This is a genomic window from Spirosoma rhododendri, assembly GCF_012849055.1.
GTDB classification, from domain to species: domain Bacteria; phylum Bacteroidota; class Bacteroidia; order Cytophagales; family Spirosomataceae; genus Spirosoma; species Spirosoma rhododendri.
Genome location: NZ_CP051677.1, coordinates 3,685,672 through 3,710,924 on the forward strand (window position 1 = coordinate 3,685,672; position 25,253 = coordinate 3,710,924).

At 57.9% G+C, this 25,253-nt stretch carries 27 protein-coding genes and 2 riboswitches; of the genes, 12 read left to right on the forward strand and 15 right to left on the reverse strand.

The features are described from left to right. Window positions 1-44 precede the first annotated feature (44 nt). The 8 genes from HH216_RS15315 to cobC all read left to right on the forward strand — a co-directional run bounded on the left by HH216_RS15315 (window position 45) and on the right by cobC (window position 7,031). Complete coding sequence (locus HH216_RS15315) at window positions 45-1,217, forward strand: ABC transporter substrate-binding protein (RefSeq protein ID WP_254448441.1); 1,173 nt, start codon at window positions 45-47, stop codon at window positions 1,215-1,217. After that, entirely contained in the window at window positions 1,217-2,296 is a 1,080-nt protein-coding gene (locus HH216_RS15320) for a FecCD family ABC transporter permease (RefSeq protein WP_169551598.1), read from the forward strand. Before HH216_RS15315 ends, HH216_RS15320 begins: the two co-directional genes overlap by 1 nt. Continuing rightward, window positions 2,296-3,294 (forward strand): ABC transporter ATP-binding protein, encoded by a 999-nt coding sequence (locus tag HH216_RS15325; RefSeq protein ID WP_169551599.1) that lies wholly within the window; start codon window positions 2,296-2,298, stop codon window positions 3,292-3,294. The genes HH216_RS15320 and HH216_RS15325 overlap by 1 nt, the downstream gene beginning before the upstream one ends. Window positions 3,295-3,411: 117 nt before the next feature. Further along, window positions 3,412-3,990, forward strand: coding sequence for a cob(I)yrinic acid a,c-diamide adenosyltransferase (locus HH216_RS15330; protein WP_169551600.1), 579 nt, complete (start codon window positions 3,412-3,414; stop codon window positions 3,988-3,990). Next, on the forward strand, window positions 3,987-4,496 hold the full coding sequence (locus tag HH216_RS15335; protein ID WP_169551601.1) for a bifunctional adenosylcobinamide kinase/adenosylcobinamide-phosphate guanylyltransferase: 510 nt from the start codon (window positions 3,987-3,989) through the stop codon (window positions 4,494-4,496). Before HH216_RS15330 ends, HH216_RS15335 begins: the two co-directional genes overlap by 4 nt. A gap of 191 nt (window positions 4,497-4,687) precedes the next feature. After that, on the forward strand, window positions 4,688-5,698 hold the full coding sequence (cobT, locus tag HH216_RS15340) for a nicotinate-nucleotide--dimethylbenzimidazole phosphoribosyltransferase (RefSeq protein WP_169551602.1): 1,011 nt from the start codon (window positions 4,688-4,690) through the stop codon (window positions 5,696-5,698). After that, window positions 5,695-6,486 carry an adenosylcobinamide-GDP ribazoletransferase gene (locus tag HH216_RS15345; RefSeq protein WP_169551603.1) on the forward strand — a complete coding sequence of 264 codons (792 nt, stop codon included), beginning with the start codon at window positions 5,695-5,697 and terminating at the stop codon, window positions 6,484-6,486. Before cobT ends, HH216_RS15345 begins: the two co-directional genes overlap by 4 nt. Further along, entirely contained in the window at window positions 6,471-7,031 is a 561-nt protein-coding gene (gene cobC / locus HH216_RS15350; protein ID WP_169551604.1) for an alpha-ribazole phosphatase, read from the forward strand. Before HH216_RS15345 ends, cobC begins: the two co-directional genes overlap by 16 nt. Window positions 7,032-7,050: 19 nt before the next feature. Here the strand turns inward: cobC and HH216_RS15355 are convergent, their stop codons facing one another. The 6 genes from HH216_RS15355 to HH216_RS15380 all read right to left on the reverse strand — a co-directional run bounded on the left by HH216_RS15355 (window position 7,051) and on the right by HH216_RS15380 (window position 10,834). Further along, window positions 7,051-7,626 carry a nitroreductase family protein gene (locus HH216_RS15355; protein WP_169551605.1) on the reverse strand — a complete coding sequence of 192 codons (576 nt, stop codon included), beginning with the start codon at window positions 7,624-7,626 and terminating at the stop codon, window positions 7,051-7,053. Window positions 7,627-7,730: 104 nt separating this feature from the next. Then, entirely contained in the window at window positions 7,731-8,282 is a 552-nt protein-coding gene (locus tag HH216_RS15360) for an AAA family ATPase (protein ID WP_169551606.1), read from the reverse strand. After that, the gene (gene cbiB / locus HH216_RS15365; protein WP_169551607.1) at window positions 8,275-9,216 is read right to left on the reverse strand and encodes an adenosylcobinamide-phosphate synthase CbiB; all 942 of its coding nucleotides are present in this window, start codon (window positions 9,214-9,216) and stop codon (window positions 8,275-8,277) included. Before cbiB ends, HH216_RS15360 begins: the two co-directional genes overlap by 8 nt. Then, a complete protein-coding gene (locus HH216_RS15370) occupies window positions 9,204-10,217 on the reverse strand; it encodes a pyridoxal phosphate-dependent aminotransferase (RefSeq protein ID WP_169551608.1) in 1,014 nt (337 codons plus the stop codon). The genes cbiB and HH216_RS15370 overlap by 13 nt, the downstream gene beginning before the upstream one ends. 3 nt (window positions 10,218-10,220) lie before the next feature. Next, a complete protein-coding gene (locus HH216_RS15375) occupies window positions 10,221-10,622 on the reverse strand; it encodes a type II toxin-antitoxin system VapC family toxin (protein ID WP_169551609.1) in 402 nt (133 codons plus the stop codon). Further along, the gene (locus tag HH216_RS15380) at window positions 10,622-10,834 is read right to left on the reverse strand and encodes a hypothetical protein (RefSeq protein WP_169551610.1); all 213 of its coding nucleotides are present in this window, start codon (window positions 10,832-10,834) and stop codon (window positions 10,622-10,624) included. The genes HH216_RS15375 and HH216_RS15380 overlap by 1 nt, the downstream gene beginning before the upstream one ends. 233 nt (window positions 10,835-11,067) lie before the next feature. On the opposite strand from HH216_RS15380, the gene HH216_RS15385 reads away from it, so the two are divergent. Next, the gene (locus HH216_RS15385) at window positions 11,068-11,595 is read left to right on the forward strand and encodes a DUF2975 domain-containing protein (protein ID WP_169551611.1); all 528 of its coding nucleotides are present in this window, start codon (window positions 11,068-11,070) and stop codon (window positions 11,593-11,595) included. 3 nt (window positions 11,596-11,598) lie between these two features. Continuing rightward, window positions 11,599-11,811, forward strand: coding sequence for a helix-turn-helix domain-containing protein (locus HH216_RS15390; protein ID WP_169551612.1), 213 nt, complete (start codon window positions 11,599-11,601; stop codon window positions 11,809-11,811). A 2-nt stretch (window positions 11,812-11,813) separates the two neighbouring features. Here the strand turns inward: HH216_RS15390 and HH216_RS15395 are convergent, their stop codons facing one another. The 9 genes from HH216_RS15395 to HH216_RS15435 form a co-directional block, all read right to left on the reverse strand. Then, window positions 11,814-13,286 carry a cobyric acid synthase gene (locus HH216_RS15395; protein ID WP_169551613.1) on the reverse strand — a complete coding sequence of 491 codons (1,473 nt, stop codon included), beginning with the start codon at window positions 13,284-13,286 and terminating at the stop codon, window positions 11,814-11,816. Between the two features lie 10 nt (window positions 13,287-13,296). After that, window positions 13,297-13,680: a type II toxin-antitoxin system VapC family toxin gene (locus HH216_RS15400; protein WP_169551614.1), complete on the reverse strand. Its 384-nt coding sequence runs from the start codon at window positions 13,678-13,680 to the stop codon at window positions 13,297-13,299. Then, window positions 13,680-13,949, reverse strand: a complete 270-nt coding sequence (locus HH216_RS15405) for a hypothetical protein (RefSeq protein WP_169551615.1) — start codon at window positions 13,947-13,949, stop codon at window positions 13,680-13,682. The genes HH216_RS15400 and HH216_RS15405 overlap by 1 nt, the downstream gene beginning before the upstream one ends. Before the next feature lie 95 nt (window positions 13,950-14,044). After that, window positions 14,045-14,215 carry a hypothetical protein gene (locus tag HH216_RS15410; protein ID WP_169551616.1) on the reverse strand — a complete coding sequence of 57 codons (171 nt, stop codon included), beginning with the start codon at window positions 14,213-14,215 and terminating at the stop codon, window positions 14,045-14,047. Between the two features lie 98 nt (window positions 14,216-14,313). After that, on the reverse strand, window positions 14,314-16,263 hold the full coding sequence (locus tag HH216_RS15415; protein WP_169551617.1) for a magnesium chelatase subunit D family protein: 1,950 nt from the start codon (window positions 16,261-16,263) through the stop codon (window positions 14,314-14,316). A 103-nt stretch (window positions 16,264-16,366) separates the two neighbouring features. Continuing rightward, a complete protein-coding gene (gene cobN, locus HH216_RS15420) occupies window positions 16,367-20,656 on the reverse strand; it encodes a cobaltochelatase subunit CobN (protein WP_169551618.1) in 4,290 nt (1,429 codons plus the stop codon). 12 nt (window positions 20,657-20,668) lie between these two features. Beyond that, window positions 20,669-21,115 carry a type II toxin-antitoxin system VapC family toxin gene (locus HH216_RS15425; protein WP_169551619.1) on the reverse strand — a complete coding sequence of 149 codons (447 nt, stop codon included), beginning with the start codon at window positions 21,113-21,115 and terminating at the stop codon, window positions 20,669-20,671. Then, the gene (locus HH216_RS15430) at window positions 21,112-21,297 is read right to left on the reverse strand and encodes a hypothetical protein (protein ID WP_169551620.1); all 186 of its coding nucleotides are present in this window, start codon (window positions 21,295-21,297) and stop codon (window positions 21,112-21,114) included. The genes HH216_RS15425 and HH216_RS15430 overlap by 4 nt, the downstream gene beginning before the upstream one ends. Before the next feature lie 77 nt (window positions 21,298-21,374). Next, window positions 21,375-22,769, reverse strand: coding sequence for a cobyrinate a,c-diamide synthase (locus tag HH216_RS15435; protein ID WP_169551621.1), 1,395 nt, complete (start codon window positions 22,767-22,769; stop codon window positions 21,375-21,377). 170 nt (window positions 22,770-22,939) lie between these two features. After that, window positions 22,940-23,124, reverse strand: a riboswitch (cobalamin riboswitch). A gap of 47 nt (window positions 23,125-23,171) precedes the next feature. Continuing rightward, a riboswitch (cobalamin riboswitch) is annotated at window positions 23,172-23,377 on the forward strand. A gap of 111 nt (window positions 23,378-23,488) precedes the next feature. Between HH216_RS15435 and HH216_RS15440 the strand changes: the two genes are divergently transcribed. Together HH216_RS15440 and HH216_RS15445 are read left to right on the forward strand one after the other, a co-directional pair. Then, window positions 23,489-24,136, forward strand: coding sequence for a hypothetical protein (locus tag HH216_RS15440; RefSeq protein ID WP_169551622.1), 648 nt, complete (start codon window positions 23,489-23,491; stop codon window positions 24,134-24,136). A gap of 155 nt (window positions 24,137-24,291) precedes the next feature. Beyond that, the gene (locus tag HH216_RS15445; protein WP_169551623.1) at window positions 24,292-25,239 is read left to right on the forward strand and encodes a TonB-dependent receptor plug domain-containing protein; all 948 of its coding nucleotides are present in this window, start codon (window positions 24,292-24,294) and stop codon (window positions 25,237-25,239) included. The last annotated feature ends 14 nt before the right edge of the window (window positions 25,240-25,253 follow it).

Consider the following 25,253-nt stretch of genomic DNA (forward strand, 5'->3'; position numbering starts at 1 on the left):
GAGAAAAGGCCCGTTCATCTGTGCATACAAAAACTGCTCGTTTTTTGCAGCGTAAACCACGCATTGCCGCCTGGTTTGTCTGCCTGTTGTTTGGTCTGTCAACCAGCAGCGTATCCTATACGGTTACCGCAAAGCCCGCACCCAAAAGCGCGGTTCCGGCCCGTCCGCAGGTTGCCATCCGTTACGCCAAAGGCTTTACGATTCGCTACAGCGGCCCCTACAAATTCGTGTCGATCATGAGTCCGTTCGACAAAAGCGTCGATACGGTTCGGTACGTGCTGGTGCCGCGCGGAACGCCCGCGCCGAAAGGTTACGCGGCCAGTCAGGTCATTGATATTCCACTGCGGAGTATCGTCGCTATGTCGTCGATGCACGTAGGGTTGGCGGAATTCCTGGGGGCGGAAGACCTCATCGTCGGTCTGGGTAATCTCAAATACGTATCGTCGCCGAAGGTGATTCAGCGCATCGACGCGGGGAAGGTCCGTGAAGTGGGCCGCGACCAGACCATCAACGACGAACAGGTAATTACGATGCAGCCCGATTTGCTGATGGCGATGGGGAGCCCCACGGCCCGGCTCGACCATTACCGTACCATCCGGGGTGCGGGCGTGCCGGTGCTGATCAACTCGGAATGGGTGGAGACAACGCCACTGGGCCGGGCTGAATGGGTGAAACTGCTGGCTGCGCTGCTCAACAAAGAAACGCTCGTCAACCAGAAATTCGCGAAGGTCGAGCAGGAATACAACCGGCTGGCTACGCTGACGAAGCCGGTTGCCAGCAAGCCGACGATTATCAGCGGCATGAACAGCAAGGACGCCTGGTTCGTACCCGACGGCGACAGCTACATGACCCGCTTTTTTCTGGATGCCGGAGGAAAATATCCGTGGGTGAACCGCCGGGCAACGGGTAGCCTACCGCTCAATTTTGAAGCCGTGTACCCCGTCGCCCTAACGGCCGACTACTGGCTCAACGTGGGGATGATGTCGGTCGATTCGAAGCAGAGTGTACTGGCCAAAGACGCGCGCTACGCCGATTTCAAAGCTTTCAAAACCGGACGACTGTACAGCTATACCAAACGGGTCAACAGTCGGGGTTCCAACGATTTCTGGGAATCCGGTGCCGTCAATCCGCATCTGGTGCTGGCCGACCTGATCCGTATTCTGCACCCCGATCTGCTACCGAAGCACCAACTGGTTTACTATCAGCAACTGAAGTGATGAACACGGCTGATACGCATCCGTCCGGTCCGCCATCCGCGTGGTCCTGGCGTCGGCTCGTCGTGCCCGTACTGGCCGGGCTGGCGCTGCTTTGCTTTCTACTCGACATTGCCCTGGGGTCGGTAGCTATTCCGATCAAAGAAGTGGCCCGTATCGTGTTCAGCCAAACGTCCGACAACGAAGCGTGGCTGTACATCGTCCAGAAGATACGGCTACCCAAGGCCATCACGGCCGTTATCGTCGGCTGTGGCCTGTCGGTGAGTGGGTTACAGATGCAGGCGTTGTTTCGCAATCCGCTGGCTGGTCCGTCGGAGCTGGGGATTACGGCCGGGGCTGGGCTGGGTGTCGCGCTGGTCATGCTGGGCAGCGGGGGTAGTGCCAGTTTGTACGCGATCCGGCAACTGGGCATCGGCGATAGCTGGCTGCTGGTCGCGGTGGCGTCGGCGGGGTCGGCGCTGGTACTGGCGCTGGTGCTGGCAATTGCCGGTCGACTGCGCGACAATGTCGTTTTGCTCATCGTTGGGGTGATGGTCGGTACCGTGACGCTGGCGATCATCAGCATCTGGCAATATTTCAGTCAGCCCGAACAGTTGCAGGAATATTTACTCTGGACGTTTGGCTCGCTGGGCGGGGTCGTACAGACGCACCTATACGTGCTGGCGGGTGTAGTGGCGGGTGGCCTGCTACTGGCGTTCACACTGTCGAAGTCACTGAACGTGCTGCTGCTGGGCGACAACTACGCCCGGAGTATGGGCCTCAATGTACCGCGCAGCCGCCTGCTGATTCTGCTCAGTACCAGTGTGCTGACGGGCAGTATCACGGCTTTCTGCGGACCGATCGGGTTCGTCGGTATCGCCGTGCCCCACCTGACCCGGTCACTGCTCGACACCGCCGACCATCGTCTGCTGATACCAACGGCCTGTCTGGTCGGAACCATTCTGCTGCTCATCTGCGACAGTATTGCGCAGTTGCCCGGTACGCAGGCGATTCTACCTATCAACATCGTCACCTCGCTACTAGGCGGGCCGGTCGTGATCTGGATTATCATGCGTCGTAACACCATCCGCACGGCTTTCTGATGAACGAACCGCTGTTAACGACGCACGACCTGAGCATCGGCTACCCGACGCAGCAACGTACCGTGGCGCAGGGGCTGACGCTGTCACTAGCTGCCGGTCAACTGGTTTGCCTGTTGGGACCGAACGGGGCGGGAAAGTCGACGCTGATGCGGACGCTGGCGGGGCTACAGACACCGCTGGCCGGAACGGTGCAGCTGGCTGGTCAGCCGTTGACTGACATCAGTACGCTCGATCTGGCCCGGCGCATGAGTCTGGTGCTGGCCGAGCGGGTGGATATGGGTACGATGCGGGTAAGTGAGCTGGTGGCGCTGGGCCGGGCCCCGCATACCGGCCGCTTCGGCCGACTGACGGCCATCGATCAGGCGCGGATTGAGCAGGCATTGACCCTGACGAATACGCACCGGCTGGCCGACCGGCGGTTGCATCAACTGAGTGATGGTGAGCGGCAGACGGTGATGCTGGCCCGTGCGCTGGCGCAGGATACCGACCTGATTTTGCTGGATGAACCCACGGCCCACCTCGACCTGCCTAACCGCGTTGAGATGATGCGGCTGCTGCGACAACTGACCCGGCAAACCGGCAAAGCGATTCTGCTATCGACCCACGAACTGGACCTGGCCCTGCAAGCCGCCGATGCACTATGGCTGTTCGACGCACGGGGACATCTGGCCGTGGGGGCACCCGAAGATCTGGTGCTAACGGGTGCGTTCGATGCTGCCTTCGACAAAGCCGGGTTTTACTTCGACCGCTCGACCGGCACGTTTACGATGCAACCCGATGAGAACGGTCCGGCGGTCCGCCTGTCGGGCAATGAGTCACTGCTGTTCTGGACGCGCCGGGCGCTGCGTCGGGAGGGATTCGCGATACAGGACACCGCCGACCGGACTATCGAAGCTTTTTTCCAACAGGGGCAGGCGCGTTGGCAGTACACCTATGCGGGACAAACCCGCATGGCTACGTCAGTGAGTGAATTGCTGAGGATGTTGAATACGTCATAGTTGTCCCCGACAGCTTCTAGCTGTCGGAGCCGTCAGGCTAAGTGTAGTTGCTTGATTAGCCGCTAGCGCGGCTCGACAGCTGGAAGCTGCCGGATACAACATAATCATCAAATTACTATGAAGATATACACGAAAAAAGGCGACAAAGGCACGACGGGCCTGTTTGGCGGAAGCCGGGTCGACAAAGACGACGTGCGGGTAGAATGCATTGGTACGCTCGACGAAGCAAATTCCACCATCGGGCTACTGCGGGTCAGGCTGGGCAACGCCCATGAATGGCAACCGAATCTGCACAAGATTCAGAAAGATTTGATGGATATGATGTCGCACCTGGCTCGCCCATCGGACGCCAAGAAGGAAAACAAGAACCCGATGCCGGAAGACGGCGCTGACTTCTGTGAGCAGTGGATCGACGCGCTCGAAGCAGCCATGTCGTCGCCATCGGATTACTTTCTCCTGCCGGGTGGCAACGAGATTTCGGCCCTATGCCACGTTGCCCGGACGCAGATTCGGCGGGGCGAACGGCGGCTGGTGTCACTGCGCAAAACCGACGAGGTTCACCCGGCTATTCCGGCCTATGTCAACCGGCTGTCGGATCTGTTTTTCACGCTGGCCCGCGCTGAAATGGACAAAGCCGGGGTTGCAGAGGAGAAATGGCAGTTGTTCCTCTACAAACGCTTTAAGTCCGAAGCATGATCGTTTACATCTCCGGTGGGGTCCGCAGCGGCAAAAGCCGGTACGCGCAGGAACGGGCCCGGCAGCTCAGCGACGCACCCGTTTACGTCGCGACGGCCCGCATTTGGGACGCGGAGTTCGGGCAGCGGGTCGACCGACACCGCGCCGAGCGTGGTCCCGAGTGGACGACGTTCGAGCAGGAAGCTAAGCTGGCTACGTTACCGCTGGCCAACCGGGTCGCCGTGATCGACTGCGTGACGCTCTGGCTGACGAATCTGTTTATGGCCCATGACAGCGACGTTGCCCGGACACTGACGGCGTTCAACGCGGAGGTCGACGCGCTGGTGAAATTGCCCGGCACGTTCCTGATTATTTCCAATGAAATCGGGATGGGGCTACACGCCGACACCGAACTCGGCCGTGCTTTCACCGATCTCCAGGGCTGGGCCAATCAATACGTAGCCGCCACCGCCGACGAAGCCATTTTTATGGTCTCCGGCCTGCCACTTTTTTTGAAAAACGCGTAGTCAAAGCTTTATGTAGCCTGGACCGGTGCGCCGGCCACCGTGGCGTGGTGCGATCCACGTCCGGGTGCCCGTCAGGGCAACTACTCAGGGCGGCAGCTAACAGGCCGCTTTGCGTCCACCCGGACCTAGAGCCGCGCCGGCGGGCCGGTCCAGGCTACACAGCTCACAGCACACACTCACCAAAACCCACAATGGAACAGCAGATTCAACACATCATTGACACGAAAACAAAACCGCTGGGGGCGTTGGGACGGCTGGAAACACTGGCGAAACAGATAGCCCTGATTCAGCAAACGACGCAACCACGACTGGTTGAGCCGCATTTGGTGGTAGTAGCGGCTAGTCATGGCATTGCCAACGAGGGCGTCAGCGCCTATCCCAGCGAAGTGACGTATCAGATGGTGCTGAATTTTCTGGCGGGGGGCGCGGCCATCAACGTCTTCACGCGGCAGCATGGCATCACGCTAAAGCTGGTCGATGCGGGCGTCGATTACACCTTCGACCCGTACCCGCACCTGATCGACGCTAAAGTTGCACCGGGTACGCGGAGTTTTCTGCGGGAAGCCGCCATGACGCCGGAACAGTGTGTTACCTGTCTGGAGAACGGCCGCGCACTGGTCGCGCAGGTGCAGGCAACGGGCTGCAACGTCATCGGCTTTGGCGAAATGGGCATCGGCAATACGTCGTCGGCTGCTATGTTGATGAGCGTACTGCTGAACCTGCCACTTGCCGACTGTGTAGGTACCGGAACAGGCGTTGCCGACGAGCGGTATACACAGAAACTGGCGATTCTGGAGCAGGCAAAAGCGGTGCATTCAACCGTCGACGCGACTGACCCGATGGCCGTATTACAAACGTTCGGCGGCTTCGAGATTGCGACGATGTGCGGGGCATTTCTGGAAGCCGCTCGTCGCCGGATGGTCATGCTGGTCGATGGTTTTATCGCATCCGTCGCGTTTCTGTGTGCGTACAGGCTGGACCCCAGCATTCGGCTATTTGCGGTCTTTTGCCATCAGTCGGCGGAGAAAGGGCATGCTCGTTTGCTGGCTGAACTGGATGCCGAACCGCTGTTGCAATTGGGTATGCGGCTTGGGGAGGGGACGGGCTGCGCCGTGGCCTATCCGATTCTGCAAAGTGCCGTCGCCTTTCTGAATGAAATGGCCTCGTTCGAGAGCGCCGGTGTCAGTGGGGAAAACGCATGAAACACGAACTCCGGCTGTTTTTCGTCGCGCTCCAGTTCTACACCCGACTGCCCATTCCCGCGTGGGTGGGTTACAGTGAATCGGCCCTGAATCAGGCAACGCGTTATTTGCCCCTGATCGGCTGGCTGGTCGGGGCCGTAACGGGGTTGGTCTGGCTGGCGGGTACCTACCTGATCGACGCCGACACGGCCCTGCTGCTGGGGATGACGGCGTCGGTGCTGCTGACCGGGGCGTTTCACGAAGATGGCTTCGCCGACGTATGCGACGGCTTCGGTGGGGGCTGGACGAAAGAGCGTATCCTGACGATTATGAAAGATAGTCGGGTTGGTACGTACGGTGTTGTCGGGCTGGTGTTGATGTTGGGGCTGAAATTCAGCGTATTGAAGCATATAGGTGCTTCTTTACTTAGCCAGCCGGGCCTGTTGCTGATGTATTTGATGAGTGCTCACGCGCTGAGTCGATTCATGGCTGCCACGTTTATTCGAACCCACAGTTACGTCCGCGAAACCGATGATAGTAAGGCCAAACCCGTCGCGCAAACCATCGGGCTGGGTGTGTTGGTAGTGGCGGGTGTTTGGGCCGTTGTGCCTTTGCTGGCAATGGTCTGGTTGACCCAACAACCCCTGTTAGTACTACTCGTACCTGTTTTGTACGGCGTGAAGATGGTGCTGGCTCGCTATTTTACCCGCTGGATCGGTGGGTATACCGGCGACTGTCTGGGCGCAACGCAGCAGGTGTGCGAAGTAAGTTTCTACCTATTCTCAGCCATACTATGGAAGTTTACCTGATTCGCCACACCAAAACAGACATTACGCCGGGCCTGATCTACGGCCGCACTGATGTGCCGCTGGCGGGTAGCTTTGCTGCCGAAATGGCGGTAATTCGTCCAAAATTACCCGCCAACTTCGACGCTGTATACAGCAGCCCGTCGCGACGGTGCGTACAACTGGCTGAACAAATAGCGTCGGCCATCACGACTGACGAGCGTATATATGAATTGAATTTTGGCAAGTGGGAGGGGCAAACGTGGGACACCATCGACCGGCAGGCATCGGAGTTGTGGATGCAGGATTTTGTCAATAATGCCCCGCCGGACGGGGAAACGCTGGTGCAGATGCAAAGCCGGGTACAGGCGTTCTGGAATGAACTGAGACAACAGCCGCACGAGCGTGTGGCTGTCGTTACCCACGGGGGCGTCATCCGCCTGCTGCTGGCCACCGAGTGGCAACTTCCTCTTACGTCGTTGTTTGAGATCAGAGTTGAGTATGGAGACGTGTTTGTCATCGTGGTGTCGGGTCAGGAACCCGACACCACGATGACAAACACAGACTGAGATTTCTTTCCGTTGGGAATTACTCTACCCAGGTCACTTTCTCTTCGATAGGGGTCCGGACGGCGGGTTTGTCTTTCGGCTGGTGATAGCCCATAAAGAACAGACCTACGCATTTCTGGCTGGGTGTCAGGTTCAGGAACTGATTCAACGCACTGACGTTGCTGGGGCTGCTCCAGTACGCGCCAATGCCAAGGGCGGTCGTTGTCAGCCACATGTTTTGTACCGCACAGGATACCGCTGCGACTTCTTCCCACTCCGGCACTTTGTCGGGGTGTACGTCCATCACAATGGCGATGACACAGGCCGACTTCAGCACTTTGGTACGGGCACCTTCGAGCTTAGCCTCCGAAAACGATTCGGGCGTGGCGTTGGCGCGGTAGGTGTCGCCCATGTAGTCGGCGAGTTTTTGCAGACCCTCGCCCCGAAAGACGGTGAACCGCCAGGGTTGCGTAAGCCGGTGCGTGGGGGCGTAGTTGGCGTTTTCGAGAACGGTTTCCAGCAACTCGCGCGGAATGTCCTGACCGGTATATTCGGGCGGAAAAATGCTGCGTCGGGTGCGGATAATCTGATTGATCGTGTCGATTGACGGGGTCATGGACGATTGGTTTATTCGGTGAGTGAACGGCTGAATTTTAAGCCCGGTTCCACACAGCGTGCAGTACCTTGGCCAGCCGCAACGCCAACTTTACAACTGTAGAACTATAAAACGTTGCAACTCGATACTGTCTGCTGGATGAACGCCACCCGGTCGGCTACGGGGGCCAGCGGGAGCGGGACAATGGTAAAGCCCAGCGATAAATAAGTGTCGACCAGGGCATTGTGCAGCGAAGTAGCCTCGGCAAACGTCTGCCAGCGCTCGCTGTCGTTGACGTAAATTGCTTCCCAGGGCGGTGCCATAAACACCTGCTGCTGGTACGGATACTGCTGAACGGCCTCGTAAAAGGCCGAATCGACGGGTAAGCCCGCGACCCGCAGGTAGGCGACGATGTCGGGAATACCCCGGTCGAAAAACGTTGCTGAGCTGCCGGGCTGTGTCGACGTCTGGTGGTAGTCAAAGATCATACGATGCAGCGCCAGCCGGGCAAAGCAGGGTAAATCAACCCATGGCAAACAACGCCCCCCCTCTGCAACCTGCTCCTGAATCAGCACCCGCGACGCTTCGTCGACAGTATGGTAACCTGCCGTTTGCAGGGCATTGAGCAGTGTGGTTTTCCCCGCGCCGGGGCCACCAGAAATAACAAAATTAGGCATAGAGCAGCGCAAAGATACCCAGCAGCGCCATCACCATCAGCAGGCAGGTGCGGTGATTAATGGCAACCGCCCGGTCGATATCGTCGGGTTCGATGGGTCGATCGTGCTCGCCGATAAACGGTTTGTCGACTAGTATACCGTGATAGACGTTTGGCCCGCCGAAGCGGCAATCGAGCATGCCTGCCAGTGCGGCTTCGGGGTAACCGGCGTTGGGGCTTTTATGTCGACGACCGTACCGGAGGGCGAACTGCAATGCCCGGAGACTACCCCCCGACAGGCTCATCAGCAAGGCCGTTAGCCGGGCCGGAACGAGGTTGGCAAGATCATCGAGCCGGGCTGCGAATTTGCCAAACTGTTCGTAGCGGTCGCTGCGGTAGCCGATCATTGAGTCCAGTGTGTTAATCAGCTTGTAGGTCATCATGCCCGGTACGCCCGCCAGCCCGTAGAAAAACAGTGGCGCAATGACGCCATCGCTGAGGTTTTCCGACATGGTTTCCAGTGCCGCGATCCGAATCTGCTGGGCACTCAACCGCGACGTGTCCCGCCCGACAATGCGGGCTACCTGCCGCCGTCCGGCTTCCAGGCCGTCCTGTTTCAGCACCCGAAACACGGCCTTCCCTTCGGTAATCAGGTTGTTGTTGGCCAACCCGTACCAGACAAACAGGCTGTTGATGAGCACGTAAACGGCCGGATGAATGCGTAAAGCAAGCGCGTTTAGGCTGTAGAAAAACAGCCAGACGCCGACGCATAGGCCAATTGTTAGCGCAGCCCCTTTACCGAAACGGCCTGTTCCCCGGTTGAGTCGGCGCTCACCGGCGGCAATCAGATTACCAAATACCCGAACAGGATGCGGCCAGTTGTCGGGATCGCCAATGAGCAGATCAAGCACATAGCCCAGCAGCAGTGGAAGTCCCAATTGTATCAGTGCATCCATTCGGTCAGTGCGTCGATGAGCAGCGCATTTTTGTCGGGTGCGAGGGTGCAAAGTCGAAAATGGCCCGGTCGCAGCCCCCGAAAGTTACTGGCGTCGCGGATGAGCAGGCCGTGTTGGTTGAGCAAATACGCTTTCAAATCGGCCGCCGTCCCGGTGCGGGTTTCAGCCAGGAAGAAGTGGGTGGCCGTGTCGAGGGCTTGAATCGTTGGCAGTTGGTCCAGCGCATCGGTAAACGCCCGCCGGTCGGCCAGCAGTTGGCTTAGCGGCAGTTGAATGTGGTCGTAGTGATCGAAGATGAACTGCCCGGCGGCCATCGCCATCGCATTCACTGTCCACGGTTGTTTGCAGGCCGTCAGCCGGGTGATCAGCAACGGCGACCCAATGACGTAGCCCAGCCGTAGCCCCGGAATGGCGTAGGCCTTCGTCAGTGACCGCATAACCAATAGATTGTCGTACTGAGCGAGCAGGGGCAGGGCCGTTTCCAGTTTGTCGGTAAACTCAATGAACGCTTCGTCGACCACAAACAGCGTTTGCGGATTTCTGTCCATCCAGGCAGCTAATGCGTGAAAAATGGCTCCTGTCGGGTTGTTTGGATTACAGATAAATACCAACTCAGCCGAGAGCGAAGGTGTATCCGTGAGCGTGTTCCAGTCGAGAAAGTCGAGCTGATGGCCGTGCATCCGGCAGGCGTCTTCGTACTCCGCAAAGGCGGGCGTAACGATTGTCGTGTGGCTACCGGCGAATGCCTGCGCGATCAAATAAATCGTCTCGGTCGTGCCGCTGTTGACCAGCACCTGATCGGCGGCAAGCCGGTGGTGACCAGCGATCTGTTCGGCCAGTTGCCCCGCCAGTGCGTCGGGGTAGCGGTTAATCCGGTCCCACTGACTGAATAGGTAATCTTTCAGACCTGCCGGTTCGCCACCATACCAAACGTTGGTGCTGAAATCGGCGCGAATCGGGGTCGCGTAGCGATAGCGGTCATCGCCATGTCCGTGTAGCATAAATCAGGCTTCGACCAACTGAATCTGAGGAACGTACCGCCGAAACTGTTCGTCGGCAGAGATAATAGTCAGCCCCTCCGCTATAGCCGATGCCATGAGCAGCCGGTCGAACGGGTCGCGGTGATTGGCCAATAGGGGTATTGAATTGTAGACCGCGATGTGGGCAGTTTTTAGGGGCAGGAGTAGAAAGCCATCCTGTTCCAATTGATTGGCGAGTGTGATTGTGTCCCAGCGAAGGTCCGGCAACTTGCCGATTGTTTGTTTGATCGCTATTTCGAACAGTGAGAGTTGGGCAACCCAAATACTGTTACGCCCATCGATTAGCATCTCTCTTATTGCGGGCTTGAGTTCCGAACCGTTCAACTCAAACCAGATGAGAATTTGCGTATCGATGAGGTAGTCCATCACATGTAGTCGTTTAAGTCGTCCAATGGGGCGTTGAAATCAACCGGGATGCTACCGCCAAGGTGGCTAAGTCCGCCCGGTTTGCGCTGTGTGGTGGCTGGATTTTCGTCTTCCAGTATCAACACAACAACCTTTGTCTTTTTTGACGTCGGGAAGGTTTCGTTCAGCGTCAGTTGCCCGTTTTCGTATGTACCCTCGATAGCCTTGACCATAGCGTAGCACGTTTTCAGTATCAGCAAGCAAAGATAACGATTTTGCCTCCCCGGCTCTACAGGCGCATCGACGTGTAAGGCTGAGCAGTACCGGCGTGCCTGCGGGTTGGTACGTCCACTGCTAGCGGGCTTAATACCGTCCCTACAAATCAGTATTTTCTATTTGTGAATAAAAATTTATTGTAATTCAATAAATTTTTATTGAACCTTGTATCGAACAAATGATCGGAATCATGAAAACAAAGACAAAACAGATCATACCAGTGGCTCATGTCGTTGCCTGGATCATCTACATTGGCCTGTGTATTAAAGCAGGGGGACTAATCATTTCCTTCATCATTAGCCTCATGGGTAACCCGGCTCTGGCGGGAGAAATTTATGCCGATCTGGACTTATCCATGCTTCGTCAGGCTGGCATGCGTCATTATATCTCCGTGGTTTCGCTACTGGCTGCGCTGTACTGCCTGAAGGCACACGTTTTTTACATACTGATCCAGATTCTTTCGACACTCAATCTGGACTATCCATTCAGCACACGGGTAGCGTCATGGGTCGATACGATCAGTCAGCTTATGCTTGGGATGAGCGTGCTGGCGCTGATTGCGGAGGGGTATTGCGGCTGGCTGGCTAAACGGGGCGTGGCAATTACTCAAAGTTGGGGTAGCTCCGAATACCTGTTTATGGCAGGCGTCGTTTTCATCGTTGCGCTGGTGTTCAGACGAGGAACCGAAATGCAGGCCGAGAACGAGTTGACTGTCTAAGCCATGCCGATTATCGTAAATCTGGATGTGATGATGGCGAAGCGTAAGATGTCGCTGAATGAATTATCGGAAAAAGTCGATCTAACGCTGGCGAACCTGTCTATACTGAAGACGGGAAAGGCGAAAGCAGTTCGGTTTTCGACCCTCGAAGCCATTTGCAACGCGCTGGATTGTCAGCCCGGCGATATTCTGGAGTTTCGTCAGACTGACGGATGAACTTATGCTCGCATCGAGCTGTAAATCTGCTCCATGTCGACGTGTTGGCGAATAAGTTCGGCTAGCCGGTCGTACTGCTCTTCTTTAAAATGGGCGTAGTCGAACGGCTCATTAGTCGACCCGGCCGTGTAGGGGGCCAGCAGATCATTGATGACGATATCGTTGTCGAGAATGCCGTGCAGGTACGTCCCCCAGCAACGGTCATGGAGTAAGTAGCCGTCCGGTTGCCCATTGTCGAGCCGGGCGAGGGGGTTCGGCGTGCCCGTAACATCGGTCTGCCCCATATGAATCTCGTAACCTCGGCACGGGTCAGTCGTTTGGCGGTACGTAAAGCTGCGCTGCTGCGTCGTTTTGACGGGTTGCAATATCGTCCGGATGGGTAGCAGGCCGAGTCCCGGTAGCGTTTCGATGGGGCCTTCCAGATGGTCGGGATCTTCCACGACTTCGCCCAGCATCTGATAGCCTCCGCAAATGCCAATGACCGTTTTACCCCGCTTGTATACGTCGGTAATTGCCCGGGCGATGCCGTTATTTTTGATGGTCAGTAGGTCGTCAATGGTGTTTTTGCTGCCCGGCAGAATCACGATGTCAGCCTGCGCGATGTCGTCGGGCTGATGGGTGTAGAACAGATTCACGCGCGGGTCGCGCTCCAGCCGGTCGAAGTCGGTGAAGTTGGACATCCGTTTGAGCAGCACCACCGCCACATTTACCTTTCCCGCTGACATCGACCGGGCTTTCTGTTCGAGTGCGACCGAATCTTCCTGCTCAATAAAGATATCGCGGAAGTAGGGTAGCATCCCGACTACCGGTACACCCGTCAGCTCTTCCAGCATCCGACGACCGTCGTCGAACAGACGAGCGTCGCCCCGGAACTTGTTGATGATGATGCCTTTGATGAGTGCCCGTTCGTCGGGCGTCAGCAGGGCGATGGTGCCATATACGCTGCCGAACAGACCGCCCCGGTCAATGTCGCCGATGAGATAGGTAGCGGCTCCGGCATGGTACGCGATGCGTAGGTTGGTAATGTCGCGGTGCTTCAGGTTCAGCTCCGATATGCTACCTGCGCCTTCCATCACGACGGGCGAATGCCGACTGGCCAACCGGTCGAATGCCTGCGTTACGGCGGCAAATAGCTCAGCCCGGTCGTTGCCCATGAAATAATCGTAGGCCGACTGATTACCGATGGGTTTACCGTTCAGAATCACCTGCGAACTGCGGTCGTTGGTGGGTTTGAGCAGTACCGGATTCATGTCGGTATGGCAGGGGAGTCCGGCAGCTTCGGCCTGTACCGCCTGCGCCCGACCGATTTCCAGCCCGTCCGGCGTCGCGTAGCTGTTGAGCGACATATTCTGTGCCTTGAATGGCGCGGGCTGGTAACCGTCCTGTTTGAAAATGCGGCAGAAGCCGGCCGTAATGACGCTCTTTCCCACGTCGGAGGCCGTCCCGACAAACATGATGGGCCGAAGGTTAAGCATGAAAGCAGACTTAATAGATCAGCGAGTTGGATACGCGCAACCGGGGGATGAATCGAAAATCTTTGATGTTGTATGTCCGCAACTCGATGTTATAGATTAGGGCTGTAGCAGCAATAAAGGTGTCTGGAAGCCCTATGTGATGAGATAGAGCATATAACTGCGAAAGTTGCAACGCCAATTGTGCTATTGGTTCGTTGACGGGTAACATGAAAAAGCCCTGTAACTCCTTCTGAATCGTGGTGAATTCCGGCTTGTTCAACGCGCCCTGATATAACTCCATGGCGATGATGGTATTGATCGCCAGGTTAGCTTTCCCAATGGTATTAACAAAAGCAACGGCGTCGGGGCGCTTACGTAGGTAATCGATTAAAATCGACGTATCGGTTAAAAGCATTAGCGACGCCAGGAAGCTTTACGAAGATTGGAAACGTAGTCAGCGGAGTCGGTAACCTGACCGAACAGCGTCGTATTTGCTGATTGTTCGTTGGATAGATCCAGCGAATCAGCAATGATGTGCCCATGCTCGGTGGGATTAAGATGCGGGTATTCCAGTGTCGGCAAGGCTGCGCTCAACAGTTCTTCAATGACCAACTGCACACTCTTTCCGGTGGCATTTACCTCATCGTTGATGCGTTGCTCCAACTGGGCGTCGTCGATATGCACGGTTATCATTAGCGGCTTCGATGTTTATTAGATTTACATAAGAGGGCGGTTGGCAACTATCAAGTTCGAACTGTACTACTTTTAGTCGATGAGATTCACCCTGACTGGCTATTTATTTCGGTCTCACTCATTTTCGTCTGAACCTGCTTTCGCAGCGCAGCCATACCCGACTTTTTCCGTATCACTCGTATCAGATTTAACTCTTCCATATCCTGTAGGAGCTTCAGCGCTTTCTGATCGACAAGTTCTATTTCGAGCGTGCTCATACCTATTGCTGAATAAATGGGTACAAAACAAAACTACAACATAAACAGAGCGTAAAAAAGCCCCTGATGGGTCGTAGTTGACACACAACTGTTCGTGCCTACTTCGTGAGAATATAGCTCGAAACGGTTTCTGTGAGCGCATTGGGCGACAAGCTATCCAGCGAAATACAGTCTGCTCCCAAGGCGTCGGCAAGGGCGTTGGCGCGGCCCAAACGCAGGTAGTCGGCGTCGGTGTCCAGGACCAGCGCGGGGACGGATTGGGCGCGTACCTGACCGGCAAGCTGCACGACCTGCTGCCACGCATCGCCACCGCCCGCCCCGGCGGACAGACCCGGCAGGGAAACGTTGGCTTTGCCGTCGCTGAGGATAACCAGTAACGGACGCTGATCGCGGAACTGCTGCATCATGTCGAGGGCGAGTTGCAGGGCGTGGGGCAGGGGTGTCCGCCCGCCAGTGGGTAACGTATGCAACGCTTGCTCGGCCTGCTCGACGTTTCGCGTCGGCGGCAGTAGCAATTGTGCGTCGACACCCCGGAAACTGATGACACCCACGCTGTCGCGGTGCTGATAGGCGTCGGTCAGCAGACTTAGTACGGCTCCTTTCACCGCTTCCATTCGCTGACCGGCTGCCATTGACCCCGACGCATCCACGACGAACAGAATCAGCCGCCCGGTCTTACTTGCCCGCACCGTCTGATGCAAGTCGTCGCGGCTGATGGTGATGTCACTCGCATCGCGAAGCAGCGCGCTCTGAAGCGTAGCCGTAACGGCCAGGTCGGTCGGCTGCGGATTGGGAACGGCACGCACAAACGCGCCCTGCTGATGGCCGTTTGTCACCTGATGCTTTCCCGCCGGAGCCGGGTGGGGCTGACGTAGGGTTTCGGCCGGTACGATTGGTAACGTCGGTGCATTGACCAGTGGCAGTGCACCGAATATCCGTTCCGGTTGGGCTGATTCAGGATTTTGCCCCTTGTCTTCTTCCGATGAATCGTTCGGTGCTGAATCCGGCTCTGTGCTATCCGATCCTGCTCTGTTTTCGGCAGGCGGTTGTGGTGGAGCAGTTGACGTATGAGGGCGGTTGGCGGCTGGCGGTGATGCGTCGGTTGCTTTTTTACGTTGCCGGTGGGGTAATGCCAGTTCAGCCGCCTGCTTTACGTCGTCGGGTGTCACGTCGGTACGTCCGGCAAGAGCGGCTATCGTCAGGGCTGTTTTGTACAACACGATGTCGGCTCGCAGGCTGACGATGTTCAGGTCGGTGCAAAGCTGGCTGATCAGCGTCAGCATCCCATCGGCCATGCGGACGGATGGCAGCAACTGCCGGGCCTGCTCAATCTTATGCTGCAACGTTTGCTGCTCGCTGGTCCACTGCTCGGTGAAGGCAACCGGGTCGGCTTCAAACGCGATGCGTCGGCGCACAACCTCAGTGCGCTCCTCGACCGCGCGAGGAGCCGCTACATCGACCACTAATCCGAACCGGTCGAGGAACTGCGGGCGCAGCGTGCCTTCTTCGGGATTCATCGTACCAAGCAGCATGAACCGTGCGGGATGACTGACCGACAGTCCGTCGCGCTGTACCGTATTGACGCCCATTGCCGCCACGTCGAGCAGTACATCGACCAGATGATCGGCCAGTAGGTTTACCTCATCGATGTAGAGAATGCCCTGATGTGCCGACGCCAGCAGCCCCGGTAGGAGTTTCTTCTGCCGGTCGACCAGTACGCTTTCCAGATCGAGACTACCCACTACCCGGTCTTCGGTCGCGCCCAGCGGTAAATCGACAAACGGAACGGCGATGGATTCAATCTGATAGTCGGCTTGCTGACAGGCGTCGCAAACCGACAGCGGCTCGTCGGGGCGGCAGTTGAAGCGTGAATTTGCTACACGCTGGACTGGCGGCATGACGGCTGATAACCCCCGAACGGCGGTACTTTTCGCCGTGCCTTTGTCGCCCCGAATCAGTACCCCGCCAATGCCCGGATTGACGGCGCACAGCAGCAGGGCCTGTTTGAGCAGCGGCTGACCAACGAGGGCAGAAAATGGGTAAGTCATCGTTACGCTGAGAAAATAATCAGACAGTTGTTAGCTGTCATACGTGTACTGGTTGCCCTATTCTCCGCAAACTTGCGGAGAATATGTTGGTTAATCTCCGCATCTATTCGTTCCGGGCTTCGAGCAGGCGTTCGCTGGTGAGGTAGATGCCCTGCAACGCGTTTAGCATGTCGGGCGACGGTTCGGCCCATAGACCGCGTTGGGCGGCTTCGAGCAGGCGTTCGGCGATGGCGTTCAACGCCCACGGATTGTTGTCGGCGAAGAATTGCTGCATGGCGGGGTCGAGGGCATAGGTTTCACCGACTTTCGCGTACATCCAGTCGTCGACGACCTGCGCGGTGGCGTCGTAGCCGAATAGGTAATCGACCGTAGCGGTCAGTTCCAGACCGCCTTTGTAGCCGTGTTTTTTGATGCTCTCGATCCACTTCGGATTGACGACCCGCGAGCGGAACACGCGTAGGGCTTCCTCCTTCAGATCGCGGACAACGGGCCGGGCGGGGTTCTGTGAATCGCCGAAATAATGCTTCGGCTGTTGACCCGTCAGGCTGCGGATGGTGGCAATCATCCCGCCGTGGAATTGCAGGTAATCGTCGCTGTCGAAAATGTCGTGTTCGCGATTATCCTGATTGTGCAGGGCCACTTCCACGCCCGACAGCCGTTGCCGGAACTCGTCGCGGGCGTCGGTCCCCTGTACAGTGCGCGTGTAGGCGTAGCCGCCCCAGTTGACGTAGGTTTCGGCAAAATCAGCGTCGGTATGCCAGTTTTTCTCGTTGATGAGCGGTAGAATCCCCGCGCCGTAGCTACCCGGTGCCGCGCCGAAAATGCGGTAACCCGCCCGCTCTTCGGCTTCTTCGAGGGGTACGTCCTGCGCCTGCAACTGTGCCAGTTCAGCCAGGTAATGCTTGCGGACGAAGTTCTGCTCCGGTGGTTCATCCAGCGCAATGACTCGTTGCACAGCGTCGTCCAGCAACTCGATGAGGTGGGGGAAGGCGTCGCGGAAAAAGCCGCTGATACGGGTCGTAACGTCGATGCGCGGGCGACCCAACTCAGCCAGCGGAATCACCGCAATATCGACCACGCGCCGACTTTCGGCCTGCCAGACGGGCCGTACCCCCAGCAGGGCCATCACCTCGGCGGCATCGTCGCCACTGGTACGCATCGCGCTCGTGCCCCAGATACTGATGCCGACGCTTTCGGGGTAGCGGCCGGTTTCCTTCCAGTGTCGGTCGAGGACTTCACGGGCCAGTTGCTGCCCCACCTCCCAGGCCGCCTGCGATGGCAGCGCGCGCGGATCGACGGCGTAGAAGTTGCGGCCCGTCGGCAGAATGTGCGCTTGCCCGCGCGTCGGTGCGCCACTCGGCCCCGCCGGTACGTACCCGCCCGACAAGCCATGTAAGAGGTTGACCAATTCGTCATCGGTGCGGACCAGGTTCGGCAGGAGTCGCTCACAAACGTAGGTCAGTACCTGCCGGATGCCGGTTAGGGCGGGCGTGGCGGGGGGCAGGTTGAACGTTTCGAACACGATCTGATCGATCTGACCGGTGCGGAATCGGTGTTGTTCAGCCACGCGGAACAGGTGGTTGCTCAGTTCGTCAATCACCTCAAGCGCGTCGGCAGCGGTCACGACGGGGCGTCCGGCGAGGTCCGTGAACTGGTCGGAAACGGTCGTGAGCCGGGTGCCTTTAGCCGATTGCAAGTCGTTCAGGTCGAAGCCGAACAGGTGGGCGATTTCGGTGGACAGGCTCGGTGCGGATGCGTTGGGCAGTCGGGTAAGCGATTGCAGCATATCGATCAGCGCGTCGCCGGTGGGCATCTCGCCCAGCGTGTGCAGGCCGTTGCGAATCTGAGCCGCACCTAGTTCGCAGAGGTAGCCGTCGATGTCTTCGATCAGGTGCGCCACGTCCTTGCCGTCCATCTCCGTCAGGCTCACCGGCACCCCGTCGGGTGTCATCTCGTCGTCCCACTCGTGCTTGTGGTCGCCGTGGTCGCGGCTGAGCATGGCCGACAGGTCCATGTCCAGATTGGTCTGTTTGATGAGCGTCCAGATCTGCCGTTGCAGCAGCGGCAGCTTGGCCGGGTCCATCGTCTCGACCTGATAATATTCATCGACCAGTTGCGTCAGTTGGGCCAGTTCGCCGTAACTATCGGCCGACGTCATGGGTGGCGTCAGGTGATCGACCACCACTGCGTGGGCGCGTCGTTTCGCCTGCGATCCTTCGCCGGGGTCGTTGATAATGAAGGGGTAGAAAAGCGGCAGATCACCCAGCAACGCATCCGGGAAGCAGTTCGCCGACAGGCCGATGCTTTTGCCCGGTAGCCATTCCAATGTACCGTGCTTGCCAACGTGTACGATGGCGTCGGCCTGCCAGTCGTCGCGGAGCCAGCGGTAGAGGGCGTAGTAGTGGTGCGTCGGCGGAAGGTCGGGCTGATGGTAAATGGCGTCGGGGTCCATGCCATAGCCGCGCGGGGGTTGCAGGGCCACGAACGTGTTGCCCAGGTGCAGCCCCGCCAGCGCGATGTGCCCGTCGTGGACGTAGGTTTCGCCGGGGGGCGGTCCCCACTGCTTCGTCATTTTCTGCTGCACGACTTCGGGCAGGTCGGCAAACCAGCGGGCGTACTGCGCCGTCGGCACCCGCCCGGCCGCGTTCGCCAGTTGGTCGGTCGTCAGGTACGTTTGGTCGTACGAACAGCGGTGGATCAACTGGTGGATCAGGTCGGTGCCGGTAGCGGGCAGGTCGCCGACCTGATAACCTTCGGCCTGCATGGCGCGCAGAATATTCATCAGCGATGCGGGCGCATCCAGCCCCACGGCGTTGCCGATCTGCGATGCTTTCGTGTTCGAATTTGTGAAGATAAACGCGACCCGTTTCTGCGCATTGGGCAGGTTCCGCAGCATCGAAAACCGCCGGGCAAGTCCCGTTACGCGTTCCACCCGGTCGTCGAGGGGCACGTACCCCTTTGTCGTGCGCTCCTTTTCCTTGAACGACACCGGCACGGTGATAATCCGCCCGTCGAACTCCGGGATAGCGACGTTCATGGCTGTGTCGAGTGGGTTCAGTCCACGGTTCGACGACTCCCACGGTCCCCGTGCCATACCGGGCGTCATGGCCTGAAAAATGGGTACATTCAGTTGCGCCAGCATCGCCTGCGAGGGAGACTCATCGTCGCCCGAACGCAGGTCGGTCATAGCGTAGGAAATGGTGTTGATGAGGTTGTCAATGGCGATGCCGCCCCGATCGGACTGAAAAAACGCGAACGCAAACGGCGCACCTGTGTCAGAATCGATGGCTTTAAGCGAGGTCGTGAACACGGGCAGCGCGTTGAGCGATTTCTCTTCCAGCGACCGCACCAGCGCGTCCACGAAAGCTGTATTGCCGCTGATCCAGTGCGAGCGGTAGAACGTGATGCCCACCGTCGGCCAGTCGGGGTTGTGGCGTTGCACCCAGTCCTGAAGGTCGGTGTTTTCGGGCAGATCAGGGTGGTAAATGCCGTGGTTGGGGAGTTGCACCGGCGCGTCGGCCCCGAAACCCGTCAGCAGCAGGTGGTCCGACAAAAAGTACAGCAGCGACGTCAGGTTCTGATACCCCCCGGCCTGTACGTAGGCCAGCGTTTCGTGCAGAATGGCGGGCGACACCGTCGAGACGGCGGCAAATTCCGGGTTCAGATCACCCGTGCCGCTAATGACGATCAGGTGCTGCCCCCGCTCGTTGGCCCGACGAACCAGTTCGCCAAAGCCCGGTACGCTGCTCGGCCGACCGTGAATGCGGAGAATGATAATCTGGGCGGCACCAATCTCGCGGTCGAGCAACTGCGCCATCTGCGCTTCGCTCTTGATCGCCAGTAAACTCAGCCCCGTCGTTTTCGGGAAATCGTCGGGCAGCGTTTGTATCACCCGGTTCATCGTTAGCAGGTCGGTGTCGGCATGGGTCAGGAACACGACACCGCTTGTTGGTAGGGCCACCTGCCCCGTCTGTGTGGCTGTTTCGGAGCCCTTCCAGCTGTAAAACTGAAAGACGTATTCCGACAGCTCGGCTGGGGGCGGCAGGTAGCCATCGGCGGTAATCATACTGTCGATGTAGTCAAAAATGGCGATGATCTGCCAGTCGCTGTTGATGGAGTGAAACCAGACCGACTGCCCGTCGAATAGTAGCGTTACGACATTGGCGAGTGTACACGGGCCCAGACAGCCGCCTTTGGTCATGTGGACGACGTTGCGGATTTTTCGGCGCATCCACTCGCTCTTGTACAGGTCGACCGGAATGGCCGCGTACCCCCGGTCGACGCGCCCGCAGCAGCAGGCGTTGTAACAGTACGACAGGTGCCCCCGGCGCTGCACGAGGTTAATGGCTTTCCCGTCGGCGCGGGTCACGCGTTGCCGTTTGATATCTGCCATAACTAGCAATAGTCAGTTCGTTTCCAGAAGAGCGTAGTTGCTGGGTCGGTACAGGCGAACGCCCGGCACCCGGTCAAAATGCTTCTGGTTGAGAGTAAAGATGGGTACGTCGAAAAAGAGTCCGACGCCAATAGTAAAGCAGTCGTCCAAACCCGTATCGGGGTACAATCGGCTGACTTCTACCGCTAAATCCAGACAGTCACCATGATTGAGCTGTACGTAGTTATCCAGTAGTCGGCGAATAGTAGCGAATTCACTTTTGGTGATTGGGTCGACTGTGCGTCCCCGAATAGCGACTAGCCAGCGCATCAGTTCGATATAAATGCTGGCAGACAGAACGGGCACCGCCGAAGTCATCAGTTCATTATAGGCGGTAACGATCTGGGGTTTTTGCAAAAAGTAGCGACTGATCACGCCCGTATCGACCAGAACGAACGAGTTGGGGGAGACGGGATTCATTCAGGCTGAACGGGCGCGGGCGTAATGTCTTTGTGTTTCGCCAGAATCCGTTGGATGGCCAGGCCGGGGTTTTCGGTCGGTAGTTCACCCGCCGGAATGACGCCTTCAATTGGCTTGCCTGCCGCGTTACGGCCACGAATCACCAAAGGAATCGTTGATTTTTTCGTCGTCCTGGTAGCCATGCTATTCTCGTTTACTGGATTAACAAATTTAACGTATTCGGTGCTGGCATACCAGCTTCCAGGCGAATATAGGCAGTTTATGAGGCCACCTGATTCGCCGTTTCAACTGAATTCAGCCGAAGTAAGTGCTCGATAAACGCTGGGTTATCGCCCCAGTAGAGGTGAACGTAGGACGCGAACGTGTTCTGAACGCGGTATAGCTTCGTCTCGACCGGAATGCCTTTGGCGTTGCTGATCGACGCGACAGAGGGCAGGGGAGTTGGTTCCGCCAGATTGGAATAGTGGAATTCGTGGCCGTTGATACGCATGTCGTTCCAGTTGACGGTTCGGTAGCCCAGCGTCAGTTTGGCGGCTTGCATCGAGGTCGTTACGTCCAACACCCCCGCCATCGGCCAGGCTGTTCCAGACCGGGTCAGGCGGGACTGGACTTGAATGGATTGACTTAGGTACATCAACCCACCACATTCGGCGTAAGCTAGTCCACCCGACAGGCAGTAGTCGTGGATACTGGTACGCATGGATTCGTTCGCGCTCAGTTGCTGCGCGTGCAATTCGGGGTAACCGCCGGGCAGGTACAGAAAATCCGTGTCGGGTAAAACCGAATCGTGCAGAGGGCTGAAAAACGTGACGGTGCCGAACTCCGCCAGCCGGTCGAGGTTTTGTTTGTACGTGAACAGAAAGGCTTCGTCCCGTGCTACGCTGATTCGGCGCGTCTGCCGTTCCGATACCGACGTAGTTGCTGGTGCCACCACCGGTGCAGCGGTCTGCGTGACGGTCAGCAGCCGGTCGAGGTCGACGGTTTTGGGTAGTTCGTCGGCGATGGCCTGAATGATCTGTTCGTAATCCGTTTCGGACGACAGGTGCAGCCCCAGATGCCGCGAGGGAATGGCAAAGCGCGGGTTGTTGGGCAAATAGCCCAGCGGTTCTACACCCACATCGGCGCAGGCGTCGGCCAGAAACCGGTAGTGCGATTCAGACCCAACGTTGTTGAAAATAGCCCCGACCAACCGGATACCCGCGTAAAAATTCTTGAATCCGTAGAGCAGCGGGGCCACCGAATACGCCATCGCCTTCGCGTTGACAACCAGCACGACGGGTATGTCCAGTAACTCCGCCACGGCCGCGCTACTGCCCTGCATCCGATCCGACCCGTCGAATAACCCCATCACCCCCTCCGTAATCGCGACGTCAGTCTCCTGCACGTATCGCCCATACGAAGCCCGTACGTGCTCCGGCGACGCCATGAATAAATCGAGATTGATGCTGGGCGGCAGTCCGTTGGGCGGCACTCCGTTGGGTCGACCGGCCGCCGTGCTGTGGTGCTGCGTGTCGATGTAGTCGGGGCCGCACTTGAACGGCTGCACCTGCAATCCCCGGTTTGCCAGCGCCCGCAACAGCCCCAGCGTGAGGGTCGTCTTGCCGGAACCGCTGGACGGTGCCGCGACAAGGAACTGAGAAAAGCGTTCAGCCATGCGTAACGTGGGTTGAGTCGTGAGCAGACCAACGGCCGAACCGGTATTTCTGTGCGCTGGCAGTATGGAGAAGAGGGGGTTGGTAGGCAGGCCTATACTGCCGTTCTTGCTGATACCATACCGGTAAGTCAGCACGCACCAAACCCGACCTAGCTTCAAACCGCGGAAGCGTTGTCGTCTCGAAACAGGCAGGTCTCCTGACTTGAACCATCGCTGCCGTCCTTCCCGAATCGACGGGTTAGTGGACGCTTGTGAGCAGCGACTTGATGCGTTCGTACAGTTGCGCGACAGTTCGGGCTTATCCCGATTCCCTTTTCACCACCTATAGGGTGGCACCTGTTTCGGTTGGAAGAAATGACGTCGAAACGTTAATCGATACCAAAGGTAACGCGAAAAGCCCCTACTTTTGCAGCTGTTAGCTGGTGCCCTTCCGTTGCGGAGGGCTTAAAAGGGAATCCGTCGCCCCGCCGATGCGGAGTTAATCGGAGCAGTTCCCGCTGCTGTATAGTTCACAAATCAGGCATTGACAATACGCCACTGTTCCGGACGGAATGGGAAGGCGTCGGTGCTGAACGAGCCAGAAGACCTGCCGCGAACATCATAACCGGGTTGCTTTCGGGACCAAAAGCGGCAGGAAAGTCAACGGATGCGCCGATGCGGCAGCGTCCGGGCTTTTTTCGTGCGCACTTCCCAACGGTCAGCCCCAATCCGTTGCGCACATGGTCAATCCGTTACTCCTCGATTCGTTACTGCTGGGGGTTCAGCACTCCTTCGAACCCGATCACATGGCTGCCGTGTCGGTACTGGCGTCGGAGAAAGAAAAATCAGGCCGTCGGCATCTATGGCGGGTCATCTGGCGGTCGTCGCATTGGGCGCTGGGGCATTCGTTCACGCTCATTCTGTTTGCCTGCTTCATTCTGTTACTCAAATCGGCCCTGTCTCTCAACATCGCCGAGCAGGTTGAACTGGCGGTTGGGCCGCTGATGATCTGGCTGGGCGTCGTCGCGATCCGGCGCAATTACGTACAGACCCACGAACGCGCCCATCCGCACAATCCACCGGCCACGACGTTCAGCCGGTCGTTCTGGGTTGGGATGGTGCATGGATTGGCCGGGACAGGTGGAGCCTGCACCGTCGCGCTGACCCTGGCTGCCCGCGACGCAGCAACCGCCGTCTGGATTATCATCCTGCAAAGCGCGGGGATCATCGTCGCCATGACGCTGTACGGTTGCCTGCTGGCTTTTTCACTGACAAAAGTGGTCGACCGCTGGCGCACGGCGGTGCGGGTTATCAACTACGCCGTCGGTATTTTCTCCATCGGCATCGGGCTTCTCACGCTGTGGGAAGTGGCCCAATCGTATCGGTAGGCCCGTTTTACTTCTCTTTCTGTCATCCCGACGACAGGAGGGATCTTCGGTAGCAGACGACTCTCCTACTCTTACCCGGAGATTCCTCCTGTCGTCGGGATGACAAAAACCGAACGGATTCAACAGCAATCATCTATCAATTAAATACAACCTACGTGACGAATTTTTTCCGTCGATGCGACCGTTTGGGTGCGCCTGTTTCTTCATCATCGGCTATATCGGTTCGCGTCGGCTCGACGCTGGTAACCCTGTCGTTGCTGACCGTGTCAGCCTATGGCCAAACGCCCGATTCACTCCGCAATCGTGACCTCACGGAGGTCGTTGTAACGGCGACCCGCTCCGATAGTCGGCGCGAGCTGGTGCCGCAGCAAATCAACGTACTAACCCGCCACGACATCGCCCAGACGCAGGCGTTCGACGTGACCGATCTGGTCAAGAAGCTGGCGGCTGTCAACGTCATTCAGTATCCCAGCTTGTCGTCGGGCGTGGGTATTCGGGGGTTCCGGCCGCAGTTTTCGGGGCTAAACCAACGTACGCTGCTGCTCATCGACGGCCGTCCGGCGGGGGCAACCAACCTCTCGACTATCGGCCTGAACAACGTCGAGCGGGTGGAAGTGCTGAAAGGTCCTGCGTCGGCGCTGTACGGATCGCAGGCGATGGGGGGTGTTATCAACGTCATTACCCGGCGGTCGCGCGGGCCGATTCGCGGAAACGCCTTTGCCGAATACGGGTCGTTTCAGACTTATCAGGCGGGCGGCAACGTCGGTGGCAACCTGACCAGACGACTCGATTTCGACCTGTCGGCCAGCTATTTCAAACGGGCGCAGGACTATAAACTGGGCAGCGGCAATTTCTTCCGGGACAAACTGAACGGCGATCAGGCGGTAAAGAATTATACCAACAAGCCATCGGAAACGGTGGACGACCGTAAAGACGACGGCCTGACCCGCCCCAACACAAAGCTGTCCTATTACTCGGGTTCGCTACGGCTGGGGTATCAGCTAGGTGCCAACTGGCGCGTCGATGTGCGGGGGAGAAGTTCATCGCGAAAGACGTCGAATCGCCGGGTGACATTACGTACGGTACCACGCAGTCGAGCCTGAAAGATGCCGATCGG

Bases quoted from the DNA above. Each gene is read 5' to 3' on its own strand.
- HH216_RS15320 (WP_169551598.1), top strand. From the start codon at position 1,217: ATGAACACGGCTGATACGCATCCGTCCGGTCCGCCATCCGCGTGGTCC.
- HH216_RS15325 (WP_169551599.1), top strand. From the start codon at position 2,296: ATGAACGAACCGCTGTTAACGACGCACGACCTGAGCATCGGCTACCCG.
- HH216_RS15330 (WP_169551600.1), top strand. From the start codon at position 3,412: ATGAAGATATACACGAAAAAAGGCGACAAAGGCACGACGGGCCTGTTT.
- HH216_RS15335 (WP_169551601.1), top strand. From the start codon at position 3,987: ATGATCGTTTACATCTCCGGTGGGGTCCGCAGCGGCAAAAGCCGGTAC.
- cobT (WP_169551602.1), top strand. From the start codon at position 4,688: ATGGAACAGCAGATTCAACACATCATTGACACGAAAACAAAACCGCTG.
- HH216_RS15345 (WP_169551603.1), top strand. From the start codon at position 5,695: ATGAAACACGAACTCCGGCTGTTTTTCGTCGCGCTCCAGTTCTACACC.
- cobC (WP_169551604.1), top strand. From the start codon at position 6,471: ATGGAAGTTTACCTGATTCGCCACACCAAAACAGACATTACGCCGGGC.
- HH216_RS15355 (WP_169551605.1), bottom strand. From the start codon at position 7,626: ATGACCCCGTCAATCGACACGATCAATCAGATTATCCGCACCCGACGC.
- HH216_RS15360 (WP_169551606.1), bottom strand. From the start codon at position 8,282: ATGCCTAATTTTGTTATTTCTGGTGGCCCCGGCGCGGGGAAAACCACA.
- cbiB (WP_169551607.1), bottom strand. From the start codon at position 9,216: ATGGATGCACTGATACAATTGGGACTTCCACTGCTGCTGGGCTATGTG.
- HH216_RS15370 (WP_169551608.1), bottom strand. From the start codon at position 10,217: ATGCTACACGGACATGGCGATGACCGCTATCGCTACGCGACCCCGATT.
- HH216_RS15375 (WP_169551609.1), bottom strand. From the start codon at position 10,622: ATGGACTACCTCATCGATACGCAAATTCTCATCTGGTTTGAGTTGAAC.
- HH216_RS15380 (WP_169551610.1), bottom strand. From the start codon at position 10,834: ATGGTCAAGGCTATCGAGGGTACATACGAAAACGGGCAACTGACGCTG.
- HH216_RS15385 (WP_169551611.1), top strand. From the start codon at position 11,068: ATGAAAACAAAGACAAAACAGATCATACCAGTGGCTCATGTCGTTGCC.
- HH216_RS15390 (WP_169551612.1), top strand. From the start codon at position 11,599: ATGCCGATTATCGTAAATCTGGATGTGATGATGGCGAAGCGTAAGATG.
- HH216_RS15395 (WP_169551613.1), bottom strand. From the start codon at position 13,286: ATGCTTAACCTTCGGCCCATCATGTTTGTCGGGACGGCCTCCGACGTG.
- HH216_RS15400 (WP_169551614.1), bottom strand. From the start codon at position 13,680: ATGCTTTTAACCGATACGTCGATTTTAATCGATTACCTACGTAAGCGC.
- HH216_RS15410 (WP_169551616.1), bottom strand. From the start codon at position 14,215: ATGAGCACGCTCGAAATAGAACTTGTCGATCAGAAAGCGCTGAAGCTC.
- HH216_RS15415 (WP_169551617.1), bottom strand. From the start codon at position 16,263: ATGACTTACCCATTTTCTGCCCTCGTTGGTCAGCCGCTGCTCAAACAG.
- cobN (WP_169551618.1), bottom strand. From the start codon at position 20,656: ATGGCAGATATCAAACGGCAACGCGTGACCCGCGCCGACGGGAAAGCC.
- HH216_RS15425 (WP_169551619.1), bottom strand. From the start codon at position 21,115: ATGAATCCCGTCTCCCCCAACTCGTTCGTTCTGGTCGATACGGGCGTG.
- HH216_RS15430 (WP_169551620.1), bottom strand. From the start codon at position 21,297: ATGGCTACCAGGACGACGAAAAAATCAACGATTCCTTTGGTGATTCGT.
- HH216_RS15435 (WP_169551621.1), bottom strand. From the start codon at position 22,769: ATGGCTGAACGCTTTTCTCAGTTCCTTGTCGCGGCACCGTCCAGCGGT.
- HH216_RS15440 (WP_169551622.1), top strand. From the start codon at position 23,489: ATGGTCAATCCGTTACTCCTCGATTCGTTACTGCTGGGGGTTCAGCAC.